23 protein-coding genes are annotated in these 22,280 nt (G+C 69.0%); 17 read left to right on the top strand and 6 right to left on the bottom strand.

Annotation, left to right across the window (positions count from 1 at the left end):
* Window positions 1-45 precede the first annotated feature (45 nt).
* Window positions 46-2,550 (top strand): transglycosylase domain-containing protein, encoded by a 2,505-nt coding sequence (locus CVV72_RS29570; RefSeq protein ID WP_219146958.1) that lies wholly within the window; start codon window positions 46-48, stop codon window positions 2,548-2,550.
* 126 nt (window positions 2,551-2,676) lie between these two features.
* Here CVV72_RS29570 and CVV72_RS29565 read toward each other — a convergent pair whose 3' ends face one another.
* Window positions 2,677-3,726 carry a Gfo/Idh/MocA family oxidoreductase gene (locus tag CVV72_RS29565; RefSeq protein WP_219146956.1) on the bottom strand — a complete coding sequence of 350 codons (1,050 nt, stop codon included), beginning with the start codon at window positions 3,724-3,726 and terminating at the stop codon, window positions 2,677-2,679.
* A 56-nt stretch (window positions 3,727-3,782) separates the two neighbouring features.
* Between CVV72_RS29565 and CVV72_RS29560 the strand changes: the two genes are divergently transcribed.
* Together CVV72_RS29560 and CVV72_RS29555 are read left to right on the top strand one after the other, a co-directional pair.
* Window positions 3,783-4,862, top strand: coding sequence for an ROK family transcriptional regulator (locus tag CVV72_RS29560; protein WP_219146954.1), 1,080 nt, complete (start codon window positions 3,783-3,785; stop codon window positions 4,860-4,862).
* 102 nt (window positions 4,863-4,964) lie between these two features.
* Window positions 4,965-6,503: a glycosyltransferase family 87 protein gene (locus CVV72_RS29555; RefSeq protein WP_219146952.1), complete on the top strand. Its 1,539-nt coding sequence runs from the start codon at window positions 4,965-4,967 to the stop codon at window positions 6,501-6,503.
* Here CVV72_RS29555 and CVV72_RS29550 read toward each other — a convergent pair.
* The 3 genes from CVV72_RS29550 to CVV72_RS29540 form a co-directional block, all read right to left on the bottom strand.
* The gene (locus CVV72_RS29550) at window positions 6,460-6,795 is read right to left on the bottom strand and encodes a hypothetical protein (RefSeq protein ID WP_219146950.1); all 336 of its coding nucleotides are present in this window, start codon (window positions 6,793-6,795) and stop codon (window positions 6,460-6,462) included. The genes CVV72_RS29555 and CVV72_RS29550 overlap by 44 nt on opposite strands.
* Window positions 6,796-6,839: 44 nt before the next feature.
* Window positions 6,840-7,349, bottom strand: coding sequence for a hypothetical protein (locus tag CVV72_RS29545; RefSeq protein WP_219146948.1), 510 nt, complete (start codon window positions 7,347-7,349; stop codon window positions 6,840-6,842).
* Between the two features lie 115 nt (window positions 7,350-7,464).
* Window positions 7,465-8,238 (bottom strand): deoxyribonuclease IV, encoded by a 774-nt coding sequence (locus tag CVV72_RS29540; RefSeq protein WP_219146946.1) that lies wholly within the window; start codon window positions 8,236-8,238, stop codon window positions 7,465-7,467.
* Between the two features lie 169 nt (window positions 8,239-8,407).
* Here CVV72_RS29540 and CVV72_RS29535 point away from each other — a divergent pair, with 169 nt between their 5' ends.
* From CVV72_RS29535 to dnaB, 12 genes are all read left to right on the top strand, one after another.
* Complete coding sequence (locus CVV72_RS29535; protein WP_219146944.1) at window positions 8,408-9,205, top strand: hypothetical protein; 798 nt, start codon at window positions 8,408-8,410, stop codon at window positions 9,203-9,205.
* Between the two features lie 123 nt (window positions 9,206-9,328).
* Window positions 9,329-10,216, top strand: coding sequence for a hypothetical protein (locus tag CVV72_RS29530; RefSeq protein ID WP_219146942.1), 888 nt, complete (start codon window positions 9,329-9,331; stop codon window positions 10,214-10,216).
* Window positions 10,217-10,317: 101 nt separating this feature from the next.
* Window positions 10,318-11,211 carry a hypothetical protein gene (locus tag CVV72_RS29525; RefSeq protein ID WP_219146941.1) on the top strand — a complete coding sequence of 298 codons (894 nt, stop codon included), beginning with the start codon at window positions 10,318-10,320 and terminating at the stop codon, window positions 11,209-11,211.
* Between the two features lie 78 nt (window positions 11,212-11,289).
* Window positions 11,290-11,610 (top strand): 30S ribosomal protein S6, encoded by a 321-nt coding sequence (gene rpsF / locus CVV72_RS29520; protein ID WP_016338288.1) that lies wholly within the window; start codon window positions 11,290-11,292, stop codon window positions 11,608-11,610.
* A 17-nt stretch (window positions 11,611-11,627) separates the two neighbouring features.
* Window positions 11,628-12,134, top strand: coding sequence for a single-stranded DNA-binding protein (locus tag CVV72_RS29515; protein WP_034314331.1), 507 nt, complete (start codon window positions 11,628-11,630; stop codon window positions 12,132-12,134).
* Between the two features lie 77 nt (window positions 12,135-12,211).
* Window positions 12,212-12,460 carry a 30S ribosomal protein S18 gene (gene rpsR / locus CVV72_RS29510; protein ID WP_005168122.1) on the top strand — a complete coding sequence of 83 codons (249 nt, stop codon included), beginning with the start codon at window positions 12,212-12,214 and terminating at the stop codon, window positions 12,458-12,460.
* A gap of 12 nt (window positions 12,461-12,472) precedes the next feature.
* Window positions 12,473-12,928, top strand: coding sequence for a 50S ribosomal protein L9 (rplI, locus tag CVV72_RS29505; RefSeq protein WP_005168124.1), 456 nt, complete (start codon window positions 12,473-12,475; stop codon window positions 12,926-12,928).
* Window positions 12,929-13,069: 141 nt separating this feature from the next.
* Window positions 13,070-13,471 carry a hypothetical protein gene (locus CVV72_RS29500; protein WP_034314333.1) on the top strand — a complete coding sequence of 134 codons (402 nt, stop codon included), beginning with the start codon at window positions 13,070-13,072 and terminating at the stop codon, window positions 13,469-13,471.
* Window positions 13,471-14,070, top strand: coding sequence for a DUF3558 domain-containing protein (locus CVV72_RS29495; protein ID WP_219146940.1), 600 nt, complete (start codon window positions 13,471-13,473; stop codon window positions 14,068-14,070). Before CVV72_RS29500 ends, CVV72_RS29495 begins: the two co-directional genes overlap by 1 nt.
* A gap of 3 nt (window positions 14,071-14,073) precedes the next feature.
* Window positions 14,074-15,405, top strand: a complete 1,332-nt coding sequence (locus CVV72_RS29490; protein WP_219146939.1) for a PPE domain-containing protein — start codon at window positions 14,074-14,076, stop codon at window positions 15,403-15,405.
* A gap of 98 nt (window positions 15,406-15,503) precedes the next feature.
* On the top strand, window positions 15,504-16,301 hold the full coding sequence (locus CVV72_RS29485) for an ESX secretion-associated protein EspG (protein WP_219146938.1): 798 nt from the start codon (window positions 15,504-15,506) through the stop codon (window positions 16,299-16,301).
* 475 nt (window positions 16,302-16,776) lie between these two features.
* A complete protein-coding gene (gene dnaB / locus CVV72_RS29480) occupies window positions 16,777-18,186 on the top strand; it encodes a replicative DNA helicase (RefSeq protein ID WP_007032313.1) in 1,410 nt (469 codons plus the stop codon).
* On the opposite strand, the gene CVV72_RS29475 is transcribed toward dnaB, so the two are convergent.
* Both CVV72_RS29475 and CVV72_RS29470 read right to left on the bottom strand, forming a co-directional pair.
* Window positions 18,183-18,962 (bottom strand): alpha/beta fold hydrolase, encoded by a 780-nt coding sequence (locus CVV72_RS29475; RefSeq protein ID WP_219146937.1) that lies wholly within the window; start codon window positions 18,960-18,962, stop codon window positions 18,183-18,185. The two genes, dnaB and CVV72_RS29475, sit on opposite strands and share 4 nt — an antisense overlap.
* Window positions 18,963-19,135: 173 nt before the next feature.
* Window positions 19,136-20,290, bottom strand: coding sequence for an NAD(P)/FAD-dependent oxidoreductase (locus CVV72_RS29470; RefSeq protein WP_219146936.1), 1,155 nt, complete (start codon window positions 20,288-20,290; stop codon window positions 19,136-19,138).
* 69 nt (window positions 20,291-20,359) lie between these two features.
* Between CVV72_RS29470 and CVV72_RS29465 the strand changes: the two genes are divergently transcribed.
* Together CVV72_RS29465 and CVV72_RS29460 are read left to right on the top strand one after the other, a co-directional pair.
* Window positions 20,360-21,043 carry a TetR/AcrR family transcriptional regulator gene (locus CVV72_RS29465; RefSeq protein ID WP_219146934.1) on the top strand — a complete coding sequence of 228 codons (684 nt, stop codon included), beginning with the start codon at window positions 20,360-20,362 and terminating at the stop codon, window positions 21,041-21,043.
* 37 nt (window positions 21,044-21,080) lie between these two features.
* Complete coding sequence (locus tag CVV72_RS29460) at window positions 21,081-22,256, top strand: serine hydrolase (protein ID WP_219146932.1); 1,176 nt, start codon at window positions 21,081-21,083, stop codon at window positions 22,254-22,256.
* Window positions 22,257-22,280: the final 24 nt, after the last annotated feature.

The following is a 22,280-nucleotide window of genomic DNA, read 5'->3' as shown; positions in this document are numbered from 1 at the left end:
GACCGCAGGACCGCGCTCACCACGGAAGGTTCGGAGGACGTCCCAGTGAACGACGATCCCCACGGCGGATGGCCAGGTCAGGACCCTGACCCCGCACGTCGTCCGCAACGCCCGGCCGGACCGCCCCGCCGACCCGCCGGCCCGCCCCCCGGGCACGGGCAGCGGCAGGCTCCCCCGGGGCAGGCACCGTGGCAACGCCAGGGGCCGTCCCAGCAGCAGCCGCCACCGCGGCGGCCGCAGCGGCCACCGGTCGCGCCGCAGCACGAGCCGGACCTCATCACGCATCACGAGCACAACGGCACCACCGACCGCGGCTACGAAGAGCCGTACGACGATGAGCCGTACGCCCCGGAGACCGACGAAAACGGGAAGCCGATCCTCACCCCCGCGCAACGCAAGAAGCGCAGGTGGAGACGGATCCGGCGAGTGCTGCTCGCGCTCTTCTGCCTCTTCGTCGTCATCCCGGCGATCGCGTTCGTGATCACCTACTTCGCGGTCGACGTGCCGTCACCGCAGTCCGTCGCGGCCACGCAGGGCCAGGCGGTGACGTACTACTACGCCGACAACACCGAGATGGGCAAGGACGTCCCCAAGGGCGGCAACCGGCAGATCCTGACGCCGGAGCAGATCCCGGACATCGTCAAGAAGGCCGTCATCGCCACCGAGGACGCCTCTTTCGAGACCAACTCCGGTTTCGACATCGGCGGTATCCTGCGCGCGGTCTACAACCAGGTGACCGCGGGCAAGGGCGGTGGTTCGACCATCTCCCAGCAGTACATCAAGGTCGCCAGCGGGGACGACGAATCGTCGCTCGCCCGTAAATGGACCGAACTCGCCAAGTCCTTCAAGATGAACCAGACGTACGAGAAGAAGGACATCATCTCGGCGTACCTGAACATCATCTACTTCGGCCGCGGCGCGTACGGGATCGAGTCGGCCGCGCAGGCGTTCTTCGGCAAGCCCGCCGGCGAGCTGAACGCCTCCGAGGCGGCGCTGCTCGCGGGCCTGATCCAGCAGCCGGGCCGCTCGGAGAACCCGAAGGTCGCGAACGACCGCTGGAACGTCGCGCTGAACCGCATGGTGCAGAACGGTTTCCTCTCCGCAGCGGATCGCGCGAACCTGCAGTTCCCGACGCCGATCCCGCAGGCCGACAAGGAACAGGCCGGGGTGGTCAACCCGTTCATCCGCGACAAGGTCAAGGAGGAGCTCGCCGCGAACGGCATCACCGACGACGTCTACTACCGGGGCGGCTACAAGGTCTACACGACCATCGACCCGAAGGCGCAGGCCGCGGCCGAACAGGCGGTGGCCGACGGGATGAAGGGCCAGACCGACGAGAACCTGCTCAACGCGCTCGTCGCCATCGACCCGAAGACCGGCGGGGTGAAGGCGTACTACGGCGGGCCGTCCATCGTGAAGGGGCCCAACGGACAGGACCTCAAGGGCCGTGACTGGGCGAACACGCCGCAGAACCCCGGATCCTCGATGAAGCCGTTCGACCTCACCGCGTACATGCAGCTCGGCAAGGGCGGCATCAACTCGACGTTCGACGGGTCCAACAACCGGCAGTTCGGGAAGCAGACGATCCGGAACGCCGGTCCCGGCAGTACCTGTTCGCAGCAGTGCACGGTGTCCGAAGCGATGCAGCGGTCGGCCAACACGGTGTTCTACGACATGGTCGTGAACGTGACCAAGCCCGGGCCGGTGGCACAGGCCGCCAAGGACGCCGGGGTCAAACCCGCCCCGGAGGGCACCGCCGAACTGTTCGCCGACAACAACATCGCGCTCGGTGGTGGCAAGACGGTCATCAGCCCGGAGGACATGGCCGCCGCGTACGCGACTTTCGCGGCCGAAGGGCAGCGTCGGGCCAAGCATTTCGTCGTCAAGGTGACCAACTCGCAGGACGAAGCCGCGTACTCGGCTCCGGAAGAGGCGAAGCCCGCCTTCGCCGACGACGCCGACAAGAGCAAGCAGATCGCCGGCAACGTCACCGAATCGCTCAAGGGTGTCATCCCGTTCTCGAAGCTCAAGTGCCCCAACAACCACGAGTGCGCGGGCAAGACGGGAACGCAGCAGCACACCTACCGTCCGGGCGAGCCCGCGTCGGCGAAGGACGCCAACTCGCAGACCTGGATGGTCGGCTACACGCCGTCGATCTCGGCCGCGGTGTGGGTCGGCGGCGACGGCGACAAGGCGCTGAAGGGCAAGAACGGCAAGTCGATCTTCGGTTCGACGATCGCCGGGCCGATCTGGCAGAAGTTCCTTTCCCTGTACCTGAACGGGAAGCCGGGGGAGCGCTTCGAGAAGGTCAAGATCATCGGCGGGGACGACAGCAACACCGTCCCGTCGACGCAGACCCCGCCGGGCGAGGACGAGGGCACGACCGAGACCGGCACGCCGTCGACCGGCCCGTCCACCGGATCTTCGTCTTCGCGGAACGAGGAAGAAGAGACGTCCAGTTCGCGGAACCCGCCTTCGTCGAGTGAGAACAACGGCGGCGAGGAAGGCGGCAACGGACCCGGACGGGGCGGCAGAGGCGACAACGAGTAGCTGAAGGGGCCCTCACCGCATGCCACGGTTTCCGCGGGGGTCGTGAGTGGTAAAGACGGTTAGAACGATCATTGCCACTCACGACCCCCGCGGGAAAGCGCAGGCCGGCCTCCGGCGGCCCTTGAGCTAGAGGGTGACGACGCGCCGTTCGGCACCCGAAAGGTGAGCGGCTTCGATGACCCGGAGCGCCTCGACGGCGGAGGCCGGATCGACCGGGAAGTCGCCCTTGCCGAGCAGCGCGTCGCGCACCTGCGCGTAGAACTCCTCGTACCGGCCGACCTCGGTGGGCACCGTTTCGACGTCGTCGTTCACGCCGAGCACGCCCGCGTCCGACGGCGGTTCGACGGCCCAGCCGGGATCGCCGGGCCGCAGCCCGTCCTTGATCTGCGGCTCCTGGACGTCGAGGCCGTACTTCGTGAAGGTCGCCTTGTCGCCGAGCACACGGAATCGCGGGTTCCGGGTGCCCGCGAGCGCGGACGCCCACAGGTGCGAGCGCACCCCGTTCGTGTGCCGGAGGGCGACGAAAGCGTCGTCGTCGACGGACACCCCGGTGCGGCGCCTGTCGACCTCCGCGTAGACCTCGGCGACCGGGCCGAACAGTTGCAGCGCCTGGTCGACGATATGCGCGCCGAGGTCATAGAGCAGGCCGCCGGCCTCCGCGGGGTCGCCGAATTCGCGCCAGTTGTCCCGCGGCTTCGGCACCCAGCGGTCGTAGCGTGATTCGAAACGGAAGACGTCGCCGAGACGGCCGGTCTCGAGGACCTTGCGAACGGTGAGGAAGTCCGAGTCGAACCGGCGGTTCTGGAACACCGTCAGCCCGACGCCTTTGGCCTTCGCTGCTTCGGCGACCTTCGCCGCTTCGGCCGCTGTCGGCGCGAAGGGCTTGTCGACGACGACGGGCAAGCCGGCCTCGATCGCCCGGAGCGCGAGCGGAACGTGGGTGCGGTTCGGCGTGCTGACGACGACCAAGTCCAGTTCCCCGGCCTTCGCGAACAACGCGTCCGCGTCCGGCAGCACGTCGGCGGCCGGATAGTCGGCGCTCGCCTGCCCGACCCGGTCCGGATTCGAAGTCACGATGGCGGCCGGGGTCAGCCCCGGTGTCGCGTCGACCAGCGGCGCGTGGAAGACACGCCCGCCGGTGCCGTATCCGAAGATCCCCACTCGCAAATCAGCCATGGGAGCCATTAAACAACAGTGTTGCGTAATCAGCCAGTCATGGCAGGATGCGCGCTATGCCGGAGACCGGGGTCAATCTGCGCGGCCTGCGCCAGCACAATCGGACACTGCTGCTCACGCACATCCTGCGCGCGGGCGGCCTCAGCCGCGTCGAACTCGCCGAACGCACCCGGCTCACCCAGCAGGCCGTCTCGAAGATCGTCCCCGAACTCCTCGAAGCCGGTCTGCTGGACGAGGAACGCCAGCCCGCGTCCGGCGTCGGCAAGCCACGCACTCTCCTGCGCGTCCGCGGGGACGCCCGGCACGCGCTCGGCGCCCAGCTCGACCGGGACTCGTTCCGGGTGCTCAGAACCGATCTGACCGGGAAGATCGTCGCGTCACGCGGCGGGCCGCTGACTCCCGGGTTCACCCCTGACCAGGCCGTTTCCGCCCTCGGCGAAGCGACCGAAGCCCTGCTCGACGGCATCGAACGCGAACGGGTCCTCGGCCTCGGCGTCGGCAGTGTCGGCCCTCTCGACCACCGCGAAGGCGTGGTCCGGGACGCCACGAACATGCCGGGCTGGCACCACGTCCCCCTGCGCGACCTGCTCGCGAAACGCACCGGGCTGCCCGTGCGGCTCGACAAGAACACCAACGCCGCCGCCTTCGCCCAGCACTGGCCGGAAGGCGACCCGGCCGCGACCGCCGTCGTGCTCGTCGGCACCGGGATCGGCGTCGGCCTGCTGATCGACGGCAGGCTGTACCGCGGGCCGCGGACCAACGCGGGCGAATTCGGGCACACCACGCTCGCCTTCGACGGACCGCGCTGCGCGTGCGGCCGCCGCGGCTGTGTCGAGGTGCTGCACAACGCGGCGGCGACCACGGAAGAGGCGGCGGGCCTGCTGGGGATCGGTCTCGCCGACCTCGTCCAGGTCCTCGACCTCGAACGGGTCGTGCTGACCGGGCGTTCGGTCCGCGCGGAACCCGAGGTCTACCGCGACACCGTCGCGGCGCGGCTCCGGGAGTTGCTGCCTTTGCCGCATTGGCAACGAATCCAGGTCGATCTCGACGAGATGGGCGACGACGTCGTCGCGTTCGGCGCGGCGGCGGAGGTGCTGGCCGAGTTCTACGACAGCGGCGACGGCGTTTTCGCGTGATCAGAGGGACGACACGCGTGATCAGACGGACGACACGCGTGTCCGGACGGACGACACGGCAGGCCCGGCCCGGTCACCCGGATAGGCGCTAACATCCGCCACGTGTCCGACCAGACGACCCAGCCCGAGGCTCCGCTCTCCCTCACCCCCGGCGAGCGGGTCATCCCGAGCTGGAACGAACCGCTCGTGGCCGCGGCCACGAGACCGATCGGCGGCCCGCTCGGCGAGCACGCGGCCGTGGGACGGCACTGGTTCTGGTCTCCGCAGCGGGTCGGGCTGCTGCTCGCCTGCCTGGCGCTGCTGCTCTCGTGGTTCGGCAAGGCGTCGTGCATCCAGCAGTACACCGACGATTCCGGAACCCATCAGCTCGATTGGCGGGCGGGCCGCCCGTTCGTCGCGATGTGTTATTCGGACATCATCCCGCTTTACAGTTCCGAGCGCCTGAACAATCCGGACACCTTCCCGTACGTGACTTCGTGGACCGAAGACGCGGGAACGGCGAAGGAGACCACGCGGTACATGGAGTACCCGGTCGCGACCGGGCTGTTCCAGTGGATCAACGCGAAGCTCACCGAAGCGTGGCTTTCGGTCGCGGAATCGGGTTGGTTGCCCGGCGCGCTCCCGGTGGCCGTGTACTTCAACATCTCGGCGCTCTGGCTCGCGCTGGCCTGGCTGGTCACGGTGTGGGCGACCGGCCGATCGCTGAAACGCCGCCCGTGGGACGCCGCGCTGGTCGCGATCTCGCCGCTGGTGCTGGTGCACGTGTTCACCAACTTCGACGCCATCGCGACCGCGTTCACCGCGACCGCGCTGCTCGCGTGGGCCCGGCGGCGTCCCGAGATCGCGGGTCTGCTGCTCGGCCTCGGCGCGGCGGCGAAGCTGTATCCGCTGCTGTTGCTCATCCCGTTGTTCTTCCTGTGCCTGCGCGCGGGCAAGGTCAAACACTGGGCGCTCACCGCCGGGCTCGCCGCGACGACGCTCGCGGTGGTCAACATCCCGTTCGCGCTCGCCGCTCCCACCGGCTGGTGGGAGTTCTTCCGCCTCAACACGGCGCGGCCGATGGACCCCGACTCGCTCTACAACGTGATCTCCCACCTTTCCGGTTGGGCCGGATTCGACGGGAAACTCGCCACGGGTCAGACACCGGTCGTGCTCAACACCGTCGTCGCGGTGCTGTTCCTCGCCGCCTGCGCCGGCATCGGGTACGTCGCGATGAAGGCGCCGCGCCGTCCGCGGCTGGGCCAGCTGGCCTTCCTCGTGGTCGCCGCGTTCCTGCTGACCAACAAGGTGTGGAGCCCGCAGTATTCGCTGTGGCTGGTGCCGCTGGCGGTGCTCGCGATCCCGCGCTGGCGGCTGCTGCTCGGCTGGATGATCCTCGACGCGCTGGTCTGGGCGCCACGGATGATGTACTACCTCGGCGTCGACAACAAAGGCCTGCCCGAAGACTGGTTCCTCGGCACCGTCGTCGTCCGCGACCTCGCGGTGATCGGCCTCTGCGTGCTGGTGATCCGGCAGATCCACCAGCCGCGCAGAGACCCCGTCCGCGCCGCCGGGGACGATGATCCGATCGGCGGTTTCCTCGACGGCGCGCCGGACGCTAAGCGCGTTTCAGCACCTCAGGCCCAGGACGTTCCAGCCTGACGTGCTTGCCGAAGTCCTCGGCCCCGAAGTCGTCGATCCGCACGACGACGGCTTCGGGCGAGGTTTCGACCAGGCGGCAGCTGATCCAGTCGTCGCCCTGCTTGACCGACCAGCGCTCGGCGAGGATGGCCAGCCCCTCGGCCTCCAGCAACGCGACGGAGTCGTCGAAGGCGGCGGGCCCGCCCAGCGGGTAGCCGAAAACGGTCAGTGCCTGCCAACGGGTTTCCGGCGCGGGGACGACGTAGCCGACGTGCTCGCCGTCCTCCGCCCGGTACACGGTCCGATTCTTCATGCGGCACAGGTTCGACCCTCTCGTGGCGTGAGGGTCAAGCCGATTCAGCGTACGAGGTAGCCGCCCGTGCTCGTCTCGAAGAACGGCACCGGGCCGGTGCAGGGCAGGACGTCCTGCTCGAAACCGCCGTACGCCCAGCTCCAGCCGATCCGGTCGTGGCCGCGCGGCACGTCCCGCACCGAGAAGCCGACGCGGCGGCCGACCAGGTTCACCGGGAAGCCGGGGATGTCGGCGCGTTCGATCACGCCGGTCAGGACGGCGAGGTCGCCGGCACGCGAGACGCAATCGACCTTGCCGTCGAAGTCGGCGAACGGCTTTCCGTCCTTGGTCAGATGATTCACGTGGAACCGGCCCGACGATTTCCCCGGTTCCCCGTACGCGGCGAAATCGAACCGGACCGGATCGCCCTCGAAACCGGGGAACGTCAGCGGTCCGCCCGCGGATCCGAGCACGACCGAACCGGACGACGGCGCCGCCGTCGCCTGCGTCGCCCCCAGCGTTCCCGCCGCGACGGCGAGCACGGCGACCGCGGCGATCTTCGATTTGATGTTCATGGCTTCCCTCCGGCACCGGGTGTTTCCCGGTCGAGGTCGAGCCTTTCGCGATCGGCGTGCCCCGCCCTCCCGCCGGAGAGGGAACGGTCTCCCTCCCAAGCGCGAGAGCGGGATGTCAGGCGACGCGTTCCCGGACGTAGGCGATGTCCGCGGCCTGTCCGTCGGCCGGGGTCTCGACGACCACCGGAGCTCCGGCCTCGGCCGCGACCGCGACCAGCACCTCGGGATCGATCGTGCCGTCACCGCCGACGACGTTGGCGTGCCGGTCCCGGGTGGAACCGAACTCGTCGCGTGAGTTGTTGAGGTGCACCAGATCGATCCGGCCGGTGATGGCCTTGACCTTCTTGACCGCCTCGGTCAGGTCCCAGCCCGCCGCGTACGCGTGGCAGGTGTCGAAACAGAAACCCGCGCCGAATTCGCCGACCTTGTCCCAGAGCCGGGCGATCGTGTCGAGGTCGCGGGTCATGGCGTTGTCACCGCCCGCGGTGTTCTCGATCAGGATGGGCACGGCGAAACCGCCCTTTTCCTGTTCACGCTCGAAAAGCTTGCGCCAGTTGACGAGACCTTCTTCGACGTCCTCCGCGGAACCGACGTGGCCGCCGTGCACGACGAGCCCTTTCGCGCCGATCGCGGCGGCGCCGTTCGCGTGCTGCGTGACGTTCTTCCGCGACGGGATGCGGATGCGGTTGTTCATCGACGCCACATTGATCAGGTACGGCGAATGGATGAACACCTCGACCGGCGATTCCTTGATCGCCTCACCGTGCGGGTGGGGTTTGGGAGCTTTCCAGCCCTGCGGGTCGGAAAGGAAGAATTGGAGGACTTCGGCTTCGCGTTCGGCGACCGCGGCCAGCGGGTCGTCGTCGCGGACATGGGCACCGATTTTCATGCTGGAGGAATCTACGCGGAGCGAAGCTCCTCCGTTGAGGGCGGTGGTGGGGAGGAAGGCGGAGCCGCGCGGGTTTTTCGCTGTCGCGAACCGGATGGTCACGCTCGTGGGGTAGCGTGAGCGCGTTCCGTTAAACCGCGTGGGTCCTGAGGGGCGGAGGACGAACTCGATGGGGAAGACTGCCGGGCGGATCACGGCTTGGGGATTCGCGCTATCGGTCACGGCCGGCCTCGCGTTCCCGATGACCGCGACGGCCGCCGAGGAACCGAATCCGACCCTTTCCGGCGATTGCGCCGCCACGCTGCAGAACGGGAAGTCCGCAGACGGACTCGTTCTCGACGCGGGTGCTCCGCTGAATTCGCCCGAGGCGCTGACGGTCGGCCTGGACTCGAAGGCCAAGACCGCCGGAGGACGGAAGCCGCTGCTTTCGCTGCCGGTCGGCGATCTGGTCAAGACCACCGGCCTCACCGACAACGCGGTGGGCGACCTCGCCGCGCAGGGTGTCTGCAAACCCGCGCAGGGCACGGTGAACGCGCTCGGGAACCTGACGCAGGGCGTCGCGGACGAGCTGCCGATTCCAGACCCCGAACCCGAACCCGAGCCGCCGAACCCGGAGCCCAAGCCCCCGACACCGGGCCCGGGGCCGGGTCAGCCCGGTGGTCCGGGCAGCGAACTCCCGGTGCAGACCGGTCCGGGTTCCGCCACCGGCATCGGCGGCGACTCGATCGCCGGCCTGATCAGCAACGCGGCGCTGCTCCCCGGCAGCTTCGTCCAGGCGCCGGTGATCACCGAGATCATCCCCGGCGAGGTCCCGCCGCCGACCGTCGACGAGAAGGACGCCGGACACGCGCAGGCCATCCAGGCGCCGGTCGCCCCGGCCAAGCTGCCGCTGCTGCTCGCGGTGCTGGCGCTGGCCGTCGTCGCCGCGGCTCTGGTCCGTGCTTGGCTGCGGGGCAAGCCCGCCTGATTTCACCGAAAGTGACGCCCGCTTCCACTCGAATGCCTGACTTCTTCGAGTGAGCGGGCGTTACTCGTCTCCATTAGCGTCGTTGTGCAGGTAGGTGACCCCGACGACGGAGGAGTCGAAGGCATGCGCGAACGGACACGGAGGGCGACCGCCCTGGGTGCGTCGGCCTTCATTCTCGCGGGCTCGGCCGCCCTCGCCATGCCCGGCACGGCCGCCGCCGCGGAGACCAAGACCGCGACCTGCGGGGGATCGGTGACGGCCAAGCCCGGCGACACGATCCTCGGCAAGACCCCGTTGCTCGGCATTCCGCTCAACCTCGGCCAGGCCGGTCCGGTCTCCGGGGTGCTCACGGGCACGATCAACGCGTTGCTCGGCACGGTCTGCAAGGTGACCGTGACGGTGGTGAACACCGTGGTCGCGCCGGTCCCGGTCGTCGGCGAACCCGCCGCGGAGGCGCTGAACGGCGCGGTCACCGGAACCACCCAGGCCCTGACCGGCGGCGGCAAGCCCGCTCCCGGCACCCAGCCCCAGCCAGGCAAACCCGCTCCCGGCACCCCGGGCAGCGGCGGCCCGCAGACGGGCGGACCCGGCGCTCCCGCGCAGGGCGGCGGTCCGGCGGGTGGCATCCCGGCGGCGAACAGCCCGCTGCTGCCCGGGACCTTCACCCCGAACTTCGGCAACCTGCCGTGGGGTATCAGCACGGGCTACGCGCCGATGCGTGACTACAGCTCCATCCCGATGGCGACGGCCGGTCTCTTCAGCCCGTCGCCCGGCCTCCGGTACGGCGGTCAGATCCCGGGTTACACGCCGCAGTTCGGCGTCACGACCGAGAACCAGAACGGCAATCCGGACGTCCAGACCGCGGGACAGGCCGAAGCGCTACCGCGGGTGAGCGACGGATTCACTCAAGACGGGAAACTGCCGCTGCTGATCGCCGTTTTGGCACTCTCCGGAGTCAGCGCGGGTCTTGTCCGCACCTGGGTCCTCCGCCGAATGGCCGCTTCAAGTTAGTCCTACCGCCTAGTATCTTTCTGGTCACTCCCTCGTTATCCCCGTTGCAGTGATTCCTCATGCACTGCTTCACGCCCCCACCGACCCGGAGGATCGCCCCCGTGCGGAAGACCACCATCTGGCAGACCACCCGCAAGGCGCTCACCGTCACCGCACTCGCGACCATGGTCACCGGTGGCGCGCTCCTGACCGCGGGCACGGCCTCGGCGGCCACCACGCTGGCGAGCGCGTGCAGCGGCACCGTGAACGGCGGGATGGGCGACACCGTCGCCATCACCGGCACCTCGGTCAAGGAACTGGTGCGGGCGGGCGCGCGGGAAGCGGGCACGCTGGCCCTCTACGACGTCGCCGCGAACGACATCGCCAAGGTCAACAAGATCGACCTCGGCACGGTCCCGAACGCCGCGGGCGGTTCGATCGACGGCAAGGTGATCGGCGCGGCCGTGCGCCAGGCGGTCAAGGACACCAAGTCCTGGGGCCTCGGGCTGAACCCCGAGAAGACGCTGAACTCCATCGAGCACAAGGTCGCCGGCAGCTGCGGCCTGACGACGGTCGCGACGAACTACGTCGCCCCGGCCCTGCCGACCCCGGGCACCACGGCCCCGCAGCAGGGCGGCACCGGCGGGACCGGCGGCGGCACCCACGGCGCACCGTCGAACTCGAACCTTCTCCCCGGCGGCAGCAACGGCACCGGCTACGCCCCGCCGCGCGACTACGGCAACCTGCCGGTCGCACAGCCGGGGGTCGCGGTGGCGCCGGGCGTGCGCTACCCGGCCAACAGCCCGCTGCCCGGCGAGGGCGCCCCTCAGTACGGCACCGACGGCCAGGCCGGACAGGGCGGCCCCGACGTCCGCAACGCGGGCAACGCCGAAGCGCTCGCGACCGACGGCCTGCCCGGCGGCGACGTCCAGCTGCCGATGCTGCTCGCGGTGCTCGTGCTCGCCGGCGTGACCGCCGCGCTGGTCCGCACGTGGGTCCTGCGCCGCGTCTCCTGACCGCCAGGTACGCTTACCTGGACAAACCCTCCTGCCACGGACAGTCCGTGGCCGCGAGCCCATAGGAGGTGAGTGGTTGTGTCACGCCATTACGAGGTAATGGTCATCCTGGACCCCACGCTCGACGAGCGTACGGTGGCCCCGACCCTGGACAACTTCCTCAACGTGATCCGCACTTCGGGCGGAAGCGTCGAGAAGGTCGACGTCTGGGGCCGTCGCCGGCTGTCCTACGAGATCAAGAAGCACGCCGAGGGCATCTACGCGCTCCTCGACCTGAACTCGACTTCGGAAGCGGTCAAGGAGCTGGACCGTCAGCTCTCGCTGCAGGAGACCGTGCTCCGCACCAAGGTCATGCGCCGCGAGATCAAGCGCGCCGCGACCGCCGCCGCCAAGGCCTGAGCCGAAGGACTTTCCCGATGGCTGGAGACACCGTCATCACGGTGATCGGCAACCTCACGTCCGACCCGGAGCTTCGCTTCACCCCTTCCGGTGCGGCGGTCGCGAACTTCACGGTCGCGTCCACCCCGCGCACGCTGGACCGTCAGTCCGGTGAGTGGAAGGACGGCGAGGCCCTGTTCCTGCGCTGCAACATCTGGCGTCAGGCGGCCGAGAACGTCGCCGAGTCGCTGACGCGTGGCGCGCGTGTCGTCGTGCAGGGGCGCCTCAAGCAGCGGTCTTTCGAGACCAAGGAAGGCGAGAAGCGCACCGTCGTCGAGCTCGAGGTCGATGAGATCGGCCCGTCGCTGCGCTACGCCACCGCCAAGGTGAACAAGGTCAGCCGTGGCACCGGTGGCGGTGGAGGCGGCGGCTTCGGTGGCGGCGGGGGCGGCCAGTCCGGCCCGCCCGCCGACGACCCGTGGGGTTCCGCCCCGCCCGCCGGTGGCGGCGGTGGCGGCGGTTTCTCCGACGAGCCGCCCTTCTGATCAGGCGCTCCGCCGCGGGCGAAAGCTCCGCGAGACGCCTCGAGACAACCACTACGTAGAAATCCAGGAGAAATACCGTGGCCAAGCCACCCATCCGCAAGCCCAAGAAGAAGGTCTGCGTGTTCTGCAAGGCCGAGAAGAAGGGCCGCCCGGAGAACATCGACTACAAGGACACCAACCTGCTTCGGAAGTACATCTCCGACCGCGGGAAGATCCGTGCCCGTCGCGTGACCGGCAACTGCAGCCAGCACCAGCGTGACATCGCCATCGCGGTCAAGAACTCCCGCGAAATGGCGCTGCTGCCCTACACCTCGACCGCACGCTAAGGAGGCACGTCAATGGCGAAGATCATTCTCACCACCGACGTCGCCAACCTCGGTGGGCCCGGCGACATCGTCGAGGTCAAGGACGGCTACGCACGCAACTACCTGCTCCCCCGCGGCTACGCCATCGTGGCCACCAAGGGCGCGGAGAAGAACGTGCGCACGATCAAGCGGGCGCAGGAGAGCCGTCGCATCCGCGACCTCGACCACGCCAAGGAGATCAAGGCGACCCTGGAAGGCCTCGGCGCCATCCAGCTGAGCGGCAAGGCGGCCGAGGGCTCGAAGAAGCTCTTCGGTTCGATCACCACCGCCGAGATCGTGGACGCGATCAAGGCCGCGGGTGGCCCGCTGCTCGACAAGCGCGTCATCGAGCTGAAGGACCACATCAAGACCGTGGGCAAGCACTCGGTCGGCGCCCGTCTGCACCCCGACGTCCGCGTCGACGTGCGGCTCGAGGTCAAGGCCAAGTAACACCGCTTCGGCAAAGGGCGGGTCGTCTCCAGCGCGGAGACGACCCGCCCTTTGCTTTACGGGGAACCCCACTCGGCCGGGTCACGTCTTAGGATTGACTCGACGTCGAGGCACGGGGACTCAAAAGGGGATCTGGAACCAATGGGTTACGACAGCAACGCCGAGGAAAACCGGCAGCAGAAGGTCACGGTGTCCGCGCCGGCCAACCCCGACAAGCCGGCGGCGGCCGGAGGTGGCGGGTTCACCTTCGACAAGGACAAGATCGACGGCATCATCAAGAAGTGGACGGATCTGCAGGCCGAGCTCAAGAAGGACTACCGCGACGCGAACCTGATGGCGAACGTCAAGGCGCCCGGCAAGGAGTTCGCGAGCGGTGACTGGGAGAAGCTGGCGAACCCGTCGGGCAAGGCGTTCCTGGAGCAGAACCAGAAGATGCAGGACTACGTCAAGAACTACATCGACCAGCTGACCGCCGCCAAGCAGAAGATCACCACGAACGAGGCCGAGACCCAGGCTTCGCTCAACAAGCACAAGGCCGTGTGATGCGACGTTCCCTCGTTCTCCTCCTCGCCGCGGGCGCGCTGGTCGCCGGCTGTTCGAGCACCAAGAACGGCACGGCCTCGTCCGAATCGCCCTTCACGACCGGGGCCGGTTCCCCCAGCGCGTCGAGCGGCTCGTCCGGCTCCGCGCCGAAGGTGTCGAATCCCCTGAAGACCTCGTCGATCGAGAGCGACGCCTGCTCCGCGCTTTCCGCGGCGAAGCGAACGGAGCTCGGGCTCGGCGACGGTGAGCGTGGGACCACGAGCGTGGGCCAGGGCTGCACGCTCTTCGCCGCCGACGACAGGCTGAACCAGATCGACATCAGCCCGGTGCTCGCGAACAAGAACGGCCTGAGCGACGTCTACGACACGAAGGCCAACAACGAGTACTTCGAGCCGACCGAGGTCGGCGGCTACCCGGCGGTGTACGCCGCGTCGCTCGATGCCCGGAACAAGGGCAAGTGCGGTCTCTTCGTCGGCGTGACCGACCAGCTGGCCGTGAACATCCTGGTGCAGTACGACAACGGACCGGGCGCGAGTGATCCGTGCCCCGTCGCGCTCAAAGTGGGGGAAGCGATGATCGAGACGTTGAAGGAGGGCTGACGCGTGTTCCTGCTGCCGATCATCGCCGGGTACTCGGCCTACAACCTGGCGACCACGAAATCCGGCGACTTCGAAGCGTCGGGCGGCGATCGCAAGATCGACTGCTACCACATCTGGGAGAAGATCGTCACCGGTCCGGGCACCGGGTCGATCCAAGAGGGCCAGGCCGCGGCGACCCGGCTCAAGGCCGGTTACCAGGAACGACTGACCACCATCGACAACCTGTCGAAGGAGATGGACGCCGCCTGGACCGGCAAGAGCGCCGAAGCCGCGCAACAGTCCGGCGCGCATCCGCTGCGGGCCTGGATGGAGGACTCCGGCAAGAAGCTGGTGGACTCCGACAAGTACCTCGGTGAGCAGAACACCGCTTTCACCACGGTGAAGGCGAAGGTGCAGCAGGTCCCGAAGGATCCGCCGAAGAACAACCTGCTCAACTCCATCACCCCGTGGACCACCGACACCGACCGCGCGATCCGGGACTACAACGACAAGGGTCAAGCGAACGTCGACGCGTTCAACGAGTACTTCAAGGCCAGTTCCGAGAACGGCAAGAAGCTGCCCACCTACAGCAAGATGGAGGGGCAGAACACGAACGTCGACGTCAACGGCGGCGGCAAGGGGGACAAGGACGGCAACGGCACCGGCCAGGGCGACCGGAACGGGCACAACGGCATGCCGGGCATCTCGACGCCGCCCGGTTCGATGCCGAGCATCCCCGGTTCGAACATGCCGGGTATCGGTACCCCGGGTACGAACATGCCGGGTATCGGCACGCCGGGCTCGAACCTGCCAGGGTCGAATCTGCCGGGCTCGAATCTTCCCGGGTCGAACCTGCCGGGCTCGAACCTGCCCGGCGGGCAGTACAACCCGAACATCCCCGGCAGCAACTACAAGCCGCCGTCCTGGGACGACGGGACGAACGCGTCCGGCTACACCCCGCCGAAGATCCCCGGTGCCGGCGGCTTCGGCCCGGGTGGCGGCGGAGGCGGTGGCGGCGGCTTCGGCGGCACCGACATCCCCGGTGCGGGCGGCTTCGGGCCGGACGGTGGCTTCGGCCCCGGGTTCGGTCCCGGTGCCGGGAGCGGCGCGGCCCTGCCCGGCAACGCGGGCGCGATAGGCGGCGCGGGCATGGGCGGCGGCGCGGCCGGTGCCGGCGCCGGAGCGGGCCGTGGTGCCGGCGGCATGATGGGCGGCATGGGCGGTATGGGAGCCGGTGGCGCCAGGGGCAAGGGCGCCGAGGACGAGGAGCGCAGCTCCAAATTCCTCGTCGGCGACGATCCCAACGAAATCTTCGGAACCGACGAACTCACCGCACCGCCGGTGATCGGCGAGTAGTCGTCACGAGCGGGCCGGGCGCGTGCCAAGATTGGGGCGCGCGCCCGGCTTGTCTTGTTCCGGGCTGGACGATCAAGAACGACTAGGGGGCAGTTCCGGTGCTGGACAAGCAGGTCACGATCACGACCGGCACCCTCATCACGCTGATCCGCCGCCGCGGCGGCGAACCGCACACGATCCTGTCGGAGACACCGACCTGGTACGACGAGGACGCGCAGCGGGCCGAGGACGAGCGGACCAACGAGGAGCTGGCGAGCCAGGGCCTTTTCGGCGCGCGGGGGCTGCATCCCGGGTTCAAGGCGACGCTCGAAGCGATCGCCAGGCCGTCGCTGGAGTACTACGGCTGGATCGACGGCGGATTCGAGGGCAAGGCGCTGAGTTTCACCCTGCTCGCGGGGAGTGCCGGCGGAGAGGGTTTCGTCCTCGCCCGGCACAGCGAGCACGACGGAATCGCGCTCGCCTCGGTGCGGCCGGAAGAGCTGCTCACCGAGTTCCTCGACCAGATCCCGAAGCTCGCACCGGGCCGCGGACGCCCGATCGCCGTCCCGAAGAGCCAGGTCGAAGCGCCGCGCTCGTCGTCAACGGCGCAGGACGAGGGCTTCGAGGTGCTTCGCAGCGGACGGCAGAGCGCCGGCAGCCAGGAGGCCGACGAGCTTCGCCGCATCCTCGCGTTACGCCGTTTGGGGAGCGGAAGCCTCTACGTCGCGGCACGCGGCCGAAGCGGCGCGCGGCAGCGGATCGAACGCCCGGTGAACTACATCGATACGTCCGAGGGCCGGTGGCTGACCGAAGAGGTACCGGGGAGTGGCGAACCGAGGATCGCCTTCACGCCCGCCGACCAGCAGATTCTCGGAGAACGACTACGGAGCGCACAGGGCAGGTTGTTCGCGTCCTGAATCCGGCGCCGGTCGACCGGGCGGATGACCCCTCTACTCTCCGTGGCATTCATCCACAGGGCACCCGTGTGCGCCCGCGTGCGACACGCCGAACGACGAGTTTTGCCCGACACGCCGTCGTGAGTTGAATAAAGTTCTCCACAGTATCTCCACAGGCCCTGACCAGCACTTTTGTCAGACCATCCCACCGTTGCCCACAAGTTGTACACAGGCTTCGGGCCACCTGTGAAGGGTTGCCCCCAGTCATCCCCAGGTTATCCACAGGGCGGTCCCCAGGCGAAATTGCGCTCGTCCTTTCGGGGGGCCTACCGTGCCCGCCGGGCCGGTACGCACCGTGGTGGTCGTCCGGCCGAGAAGGGGAGCACAGGGGAGCACCGGAAGCCGCGAGAGGGACAGGTAGGCGCGGGCGGACCGACCGGGGAAATTCTGGCATAATCGAACGCGTGTTCGATGTCTTGAGGAGGTGGCAGCAGCGGTGGCGCTGACCGACGACCGCAATCCGATGTACGCGGAGTCCGACCCGGGTCCCGGTGACCCCGGTCCGCGTGGCGGCGAGTACGACCGCCAGCCCCCGCAGGACATCGCGGCCGAGCAGTCCGTGCTCGGCGGCATGCTGCTGTCGAAGGACGCCGTCGCCGACGTCATCGAAGCCCTCGGACCCGACGATTTCTACCGGCCCGCGCACCAAGCGATCTACGACGTCATCCTCGACCTCTACGGTCGCGGCGAACCCGCCGACCCGATCACCGTCTCCGCCGAACTGGAACGCCGCGGCGAGCTGGGCCGCGTCGGCGGCGCCCCGTATCTGCACACCCTGATCGCGACGGTGCCCACTGCGGCGAACGCCGGGTACTACGCCGAGATCGTCTCCGAGAAGGCGGTGCTGCGGCGCCTCGTCGAGGCGGGCACGCGGATCGTGCAGTACGGCTACGGCGCGGCCGCGGCCGACGGCGCGAACATCGACGAGGTCGTCGACCGTGCGCAGGCCGCGATCTACGACGTCACGGAGCGGCGCACCAGCGAGGACTACGTCGCGCTGGAAGAGCTACTCCAGCCGACCATGGACGAAATCGACGCGATCGCGTCGCGCGGCGGGCAGTCCCAGGGCATCCCGACCGGGTTCGCCGACTTCGACGATCTGACGAACGGCCTGCACCCCGGCCAGATGATCATCGTCGCGGCACGTCCCGGTGTCGGGAAATCGACTTTGGGATTGGATTTCGCGCGTTCGGCGTCCATCAAACACGGTCTGACCAGCGTCATCTTCTCGCTGGAAATGAGCAGGACCGAGATCGTCATGCGCATGCTCTCGGCCGAGGCCAGGATCCGCCTGGCGGACATGCGCGGTGGCAAGATGTCCGACGACGACTGGACCCGGCTGGCGCGCCGGATGAGCGAGGTTTCCGAGGCGCCGCTGTTCGTCGACGACTCGCCGAACATGACGATGATGGAGATCCGCGCGAAGGCCCGGCGGCTCAAGCAGCGCAACGACTTGAAGCTCGTCGTCCTCGACTATCTCCAGCTGATGACCTCGGGGAAGCGCGTCGAGTCGCGGCAGCAGGAGGTCTCGGAGTTCTCGCGGCAGATGAAGCTGCTGGCCAAGGAGATCGAGGTCCCGGTGATCGCGATCAGCCAGCTGAACCGTGGCCCCGAGCAGCGGACGGACAAACGCCCGATGCTGTCCGACCTCCGTGAGTCCGGCTCGCTGGAGCAGGACGCGGACCTCGTCATCCTGGTCAACCGCCCCGACGCCTGGGAGCGGGACGACCCGCGCGCCGGCGAGGCGGACCTGATCATCGCGAAGCACCGTGCCGGGCCGACGGCGACGATCACCGTCGCGCACCAGCTGCACTACAGCCGCTTCGTCGACCTGTCACACGACTAGAGCAGGAATTCGAAGACGTCCTTGGTGAAGCGGCGATCGCTCATCACGGTGTGGTGCCGTCGTCCCGGATAGACCTTGAGATCGCCGCGGCGGGTCTTGTCGGCCACTCGTTCGGCGAGTTCGAGCGGGTAAAGGGCGTCCGCCGAACCGGCGATCACCAAGGTGGGCGCGGTGATCTCGCCGAGCCGGTCTTCGATGTCGAACGCGTCCTCGGCCCGCAGCATGGCCACCATGCCGTCCGGGTCCGCCGGGCGGCCGGAGGCCAGGCCCAGCAACCCGGCCAGCAGCACCCGCCCGGGCCGGGAGTCCGCCACCGTGGGCGCCAGCGCCATGGCCGCGGCCCGGTGGCGGCCGGCGGCCAGCAGATCCGCGTATCGGCGCTGGACGCGACGGCCTTCCGCGCCGAGCCGGGTGCCCGCGGCGCCGACCACGAGCCGTCGCACCAGGCCGGGATGATCGGCGGCGAACTGCAGTGCGAGGCTGCCGGCGGTGGACAGGCCGAGCACGTCCACCGGGCGATCGAACCGGTGCCGCAACTCCTCGGCGTGGTGGGCGGCGAGTTCGGCCATGGTGACGCCGGGCCGGAGTCCCGGCCGCCTGCCGACCGTCAGCACGGTGAACCGCTCGGCCAGCGGTTTGAGGGACCGCACCTCCGCCCAGCGGGCGAATCCGGTGGGGTTGGCCGAGTCCGGCAGCACCGTCCGGAAGACCACCAGCGGGCTTCCCGTCCCGAACTCTAGGTACGGGGCGCCACCGGCCAATACACCTTCGCGCATGGTCACTCCTTGGTCAGTCCCGCCGATCAGCCGGCCCTTTCCTCTGGCCGTTTCCAGGCATCCGGACAGCGGCACTGTCCGGCGAAGAGGTCACGACCGACGGCCAGGAGCCGTTCGGTGATCCGGACGCGATCCTCGGCGCTGAACGGGGTCGGCATCCTGCTCCTGTACGGCTACGAACGAAACGATCTTTCGTTCATAGCATCTTGACCTCCGTCCGGTTGGAAGAACGCGAGCATTCGCCGGGCGGCGTCCGGTGCGGTCAGGAGTTCGTGGACCCGCGCGGACATCCGGGCGGCGGCGTCGGCGCGGTCGAACATCTCGCGTTCGTAGTCTTCGACAGCGGCGGGGAAGTCGCCCGGATGCGCGGCCAGGGCGAGGCCGAGCAGCGCCCCGTCGAGCAGGGCCATATTGGCGCCTTCCCCCACCGGCGGCATCAGGTGCGCGGCGTCCCCGACCAGCGTGACGTCCGGCGCCGACGGCCAGGTCAGGCCGACGGGAAGAGCAGCGATCGACCGCGGCACCACCGCGTCGTCGCAGGCCGCGATCAGCGCGGTGAACCGCGCGTCCCAGCCGTCGAGTCGCCCGATCAGCCACGCCCGGGCGGCGGCCGGATCGTCGAGCGGCATCCCGTTGGTGCTGAACCAGTCCTCGCCGGTGCCGTAGAAGCTGAGGCCGACGCGCACGGTGCCGTCGCCGTTGCGCTGGGCCGCCAGGGACTTGCCGTCGCCGAGCGCCCAGTAGGTGCCGCGTCCGACCATCTCGGCGAGGCCGGGGTGGGTGCGGTCGACGTCGGGAATGCGCAACTCGACGAAGTTGTGGCCGAGATGCGCCGGGCGGGCGTCGGTGAGCAGCGGGCGGACCCGGGAATGCGCGCCGTCGGCGCCGACCAGCAAGTCGTAACTCGCGGTGCTCCCATCCGTGAAACGCAGGAGGCCGTCTTCGGCGGATTCGAAGGCGCGCCCCCAGCGCACGGTGTCTTCGGGGAGGGAATCCAGCAGCAGATCACGCAGGTCGGCGCGGTCGACCTCGGGGCGCTCGAACGGCGCGTCGTCGGGCGTGTCCTCCTGCAGCACCAGGGTGCCGTCCGGCTCCAGAAGCCGCATGTCCTGGCCTTCATTGCGGGCGATCGCGGAAAACCTGTCGAACAGGCCGGCTTCGCGCAGCGCCCGCTGGCCGGTGTCGGCGTGGATGTCGAGCATGCCGCCTTGACCGCGTGCCGCACGCGACGATTCACGTTCGTACACGACGGCGTCGATGCCGTTGACGTGCAGAACCCGGGCGAGAGCCAGGCCGCCGAGACCCGCTCCGACGATGGCGATGGTCATGATCCCCGCTCCTCGATACAGTGTATTGATCGATACACTGTATCGAGCGATGCGGTGTATTGTCACCGCATGGTGGTGTGGGAGCGGCCGGAGCCGCCGAGTCGTCCGGCGCCGGCTCCGCTGAACCGGGAGCTGATCGTGCGGGCGGCGATCCGGCTCGCCGACGCGGACGGCCTGGACGCGGTGTCGCTGCGCAAGGTCGCCACCGCGCTGGACGTCGGCCCGATGCGGCTGTACGGCTACATCGAGAGCAAGGAAGAACTGCTCGACCTGATGGTCGACGCCGTCCACGCCGAGATCCGCCCCACCGGGGACGGTTGGCGGGAGGCGCTCCGATCACTCGCCGATGCCCTGCGGCTGGCGGTTCACCGGCACGAATGGCTCGCCGACCTGCTCGGCGGCAGGCCCCAGCTCGGCCCGCACGCGCTGGCCACCTCGGAGGCCGTGATGGCGGCGCTGGGCGACGTCGGCATCGACTCCGCGATGCCGGTGGTCTCGGCGGTCAACGCGTACACGATCGGGGCGGTGCGCCGGGAGATCGCCGAGCGCCGGGCGGAACGGGCCACCGGGCTGGACGAGAAGAAGTGGCAGGCCACGCTCGGGCCGTATCTGACCCGCGCCTTCGCCGGCGGCAAGCTCCCAGCGCTGGCCACCGTAGTCCGCGACGCGGTCCACCTGGACGCCGACGAAACCTTCCGGATCGGTCTCGACTTCCTTCTCGACGGCATCGGAGCCCACGTGTCAGCGCCGTGACTGTCCCGTGTCAGCGCGGCCCGCCACCGTGGTCACCATGAACAGGACACTGAAGACCTTCCGCCGCATCGGCCTCACCGCGCTGGCCGCCGCGCTGCTGACCGGGGTCGCCGTGCCGACGGCCTCCGCCGGCCAGGACCGTCCGGAACTGCGACAGCTCGCCCAGGAATTCGTCGACGCCGGATTCGGCGGGATACAGCTCCGCGTCCGCGACGAGCGCGGCGAATGGACCGGCAGCGCCGGGGTGCGCGAGGCGGGCGGGACCGCGAAACCTCCGACCAACGGCCACTTCCGCGTCGGCAGCACGTCGAAGAACTTCACCACGACCCTGGTGCTGCAGCTCGTGGCCGAGGGCCGGATCGGCCTCGACGCCCCGGTCGCCGGTTTCCTTCCCGAGTTCGGGCTGGACTCGCGGATCACCGTGCGAATGCTGCTGCAGCACACCAGCGGGCTGTTCAACCACACCGGCCAGTACCACCCGGACGGCACGGTCACGCCGGGAATCCCGTGGGCGGGCAAGGAATGGGTGGACAAGCGCTTCCACACCTACCGGCCGGAGGAACTGGTCCGGCTGTCGGTGTCCAAGCCCCCGGTCTTCGAGCCGGGCGCGGGCTGGAGCTACTCCAACACCAACACCGTGGTCGCCAGGCTGCTGGTGGAGAAGCTCTCCGGCCGTCCCTTCGCCGACGAGCTGGACCGGCGGATCCTGCGGCCGCTCAAGCTGCGTGACACCTTGTCGCCGGGCGCGTGGGCGGGGATGCCCAAGCCGTACGCTCACGCCTACTACCGTTACGAGGACGCCGGGCAGTGGAAGACGATCGACGTCACCCACCAGAACCCGTCCTGGATCTCCAGCGCCGGCGACATGATCTCGACGACCAAGGATCTCCAGACGTACTTTTCCGCGCTGCAGAGCGGAAAGCTGCTCCCGGCCTGGCTGACGGCCGAGATGCGCAAGACGCACCCCGGCAGCGAAAGCCTTTACGGCTTCTACGGTCTCGGGCAGTTCACCCAGGACCTGGGCCCGGGCTGCGGCATCGTCCTCAACCACAACGGCGGCCTCAACGGCTACGGATCGCTGATGTACAGCTCGCCCGACGGCAGCAAGACGCTGACCGGGTCGGTCACCGCGGGCGTTTCCGAGAAGGACCCGCTGCCGTCGTTCCCGGCGGCGCTGGACAAGCTCGTCCGGAAGGTGTTCTGCGGCAAGTGAACGCGATCCTCGAGTCCCGGGTCG

The sequence above is a fragment of the Amycolatopsis sp. TNS106 genome, assembly GCF_019330265.1.
GTDB classification, from domain to species: Bacteria; Actinomycetota; Actinomycetes; order Mycobacteriales; family Pseudonocardiaceae; genus Amycolatopsis; species Amycolatopsis lurida.
This window is presented reverse-complemented; position numbering and strand designations above follow the sequence as displayed.

What these genes read in the sequence shown, in the direction of transcription:
- CVV72_RS29535 (WP_219146944.1), top strand. Translation starts at nt 8,408, where the DNA reads ATGGGGAAGACTGCCGGGCGGATCACGGCTTGGGGATTCGCGCTATCG.
- CVV72_RS29565 (WP_219146956.1), bottom strand. Translation starts at nt 3,726, where the DNA reads ATGGCTGATTTGCGAGTGGGGATCTTCGGATACGGCACCGGCGGGCGT.
- CVV72_RS29465 (WP_219146934.1), top strand. Translation starts at nt 20,360, where the DNA reads ATGGTGGTGTGGGAGCGGCCGGAGCCGCCGAGTCGTCCGGCGCCGGCT.
- CVV72_RS29545 (WP_219146948.1), bottom strand. Translation starts at nt 7,349, where the DNA reads ATGAACATCAAATCGAAGATCGCCGCGGTCGCCGTGCTCGCCGTCGCG.
- CVV72_RS29495 (WP_219146940.1), top strand. Translation starts at nt 13,471, where the DNA reads ATGCGACGTTCCCTCGTTCTCCTCCTCGCCGCGGGCGCGCTGGTCGCC.
- CVV72_RS29515 (WP_034314331.1), top strand. Translation starts at nt 11,628, where the DNA reads ATGGCTGGAGACACCGTCATCACGGTGATCGGCAACCTCACGTCCGAC.
- CVV72_RS29530 (WP_219146942.1), top strand. Translation starts at nt 9,329, where the DNA reads ATGCGCGAACGGACACGGAGGGCGACCGCCCTGGGTGCGTCGGCCTTC.
- CVV72_RS29475 (WP_219146937.1), bottom strand. Translation starts at nt 18,962, where the DNA reads ATGCGCGAAGGTGTATTGGCCGGTGGCGCCCCGTACCTAGAGTTCGGG.
- CVV72_RS29540 (WP_219146946.1), bottom strand. Translation starts at nt 8,238, where the DNA reads ATGAAAATCGGTGCCCATGTCCGCGACGACGACCCGCTGGCCGCGGTC.
- CVV72_RS29560 (WP_219146954.1), top strand. Translation starts at nt 3,783, where the DNA reads ATGCCGGAGACCGGGGTCAATCTGCGCGGCCTGCGCCAGCACAATCGG.
- CVV72_RS29500 (WP_034314333.1), top strand. Translation starts at nt 13,070, where the DNA reads ATGGGTTACGACAGCAACGCCGAGGAAAACCGGCAGCAGAAGGTCACG.
- CVV72_RS29460 (WP_219146932.1), top strand. Translation starts at nt 21,081, where the DNA reads ATGAACAGGACACTGAAGACCTTCCGCCGCATCGGCCTCACCGCGCTG.
- CVV72_RS29550 (WP_219146950.1), bottom strand. Translation starts at nt 6,795, where the DNA reads ATGAAGAATCGGACCGTGTACCGGGCGGAGGACGGCGAGCACGTCGGC.
- CVV72_RS29470 (WP_219146936.1), bottom strand. Translation starts at nt 20,290, where the DNA reads ATGACCATCGCCATCGTCGGAGCGGGTCTCGGCGGCCTGGCTCTCGCC.
- rplI (WP_005168124.1), top strand. Translation starts at nt 12,473, where the DNA reads ATGGCGAAGATCATTCTCACCACCGACGTCGCCAACCTCGGTGGGCCC.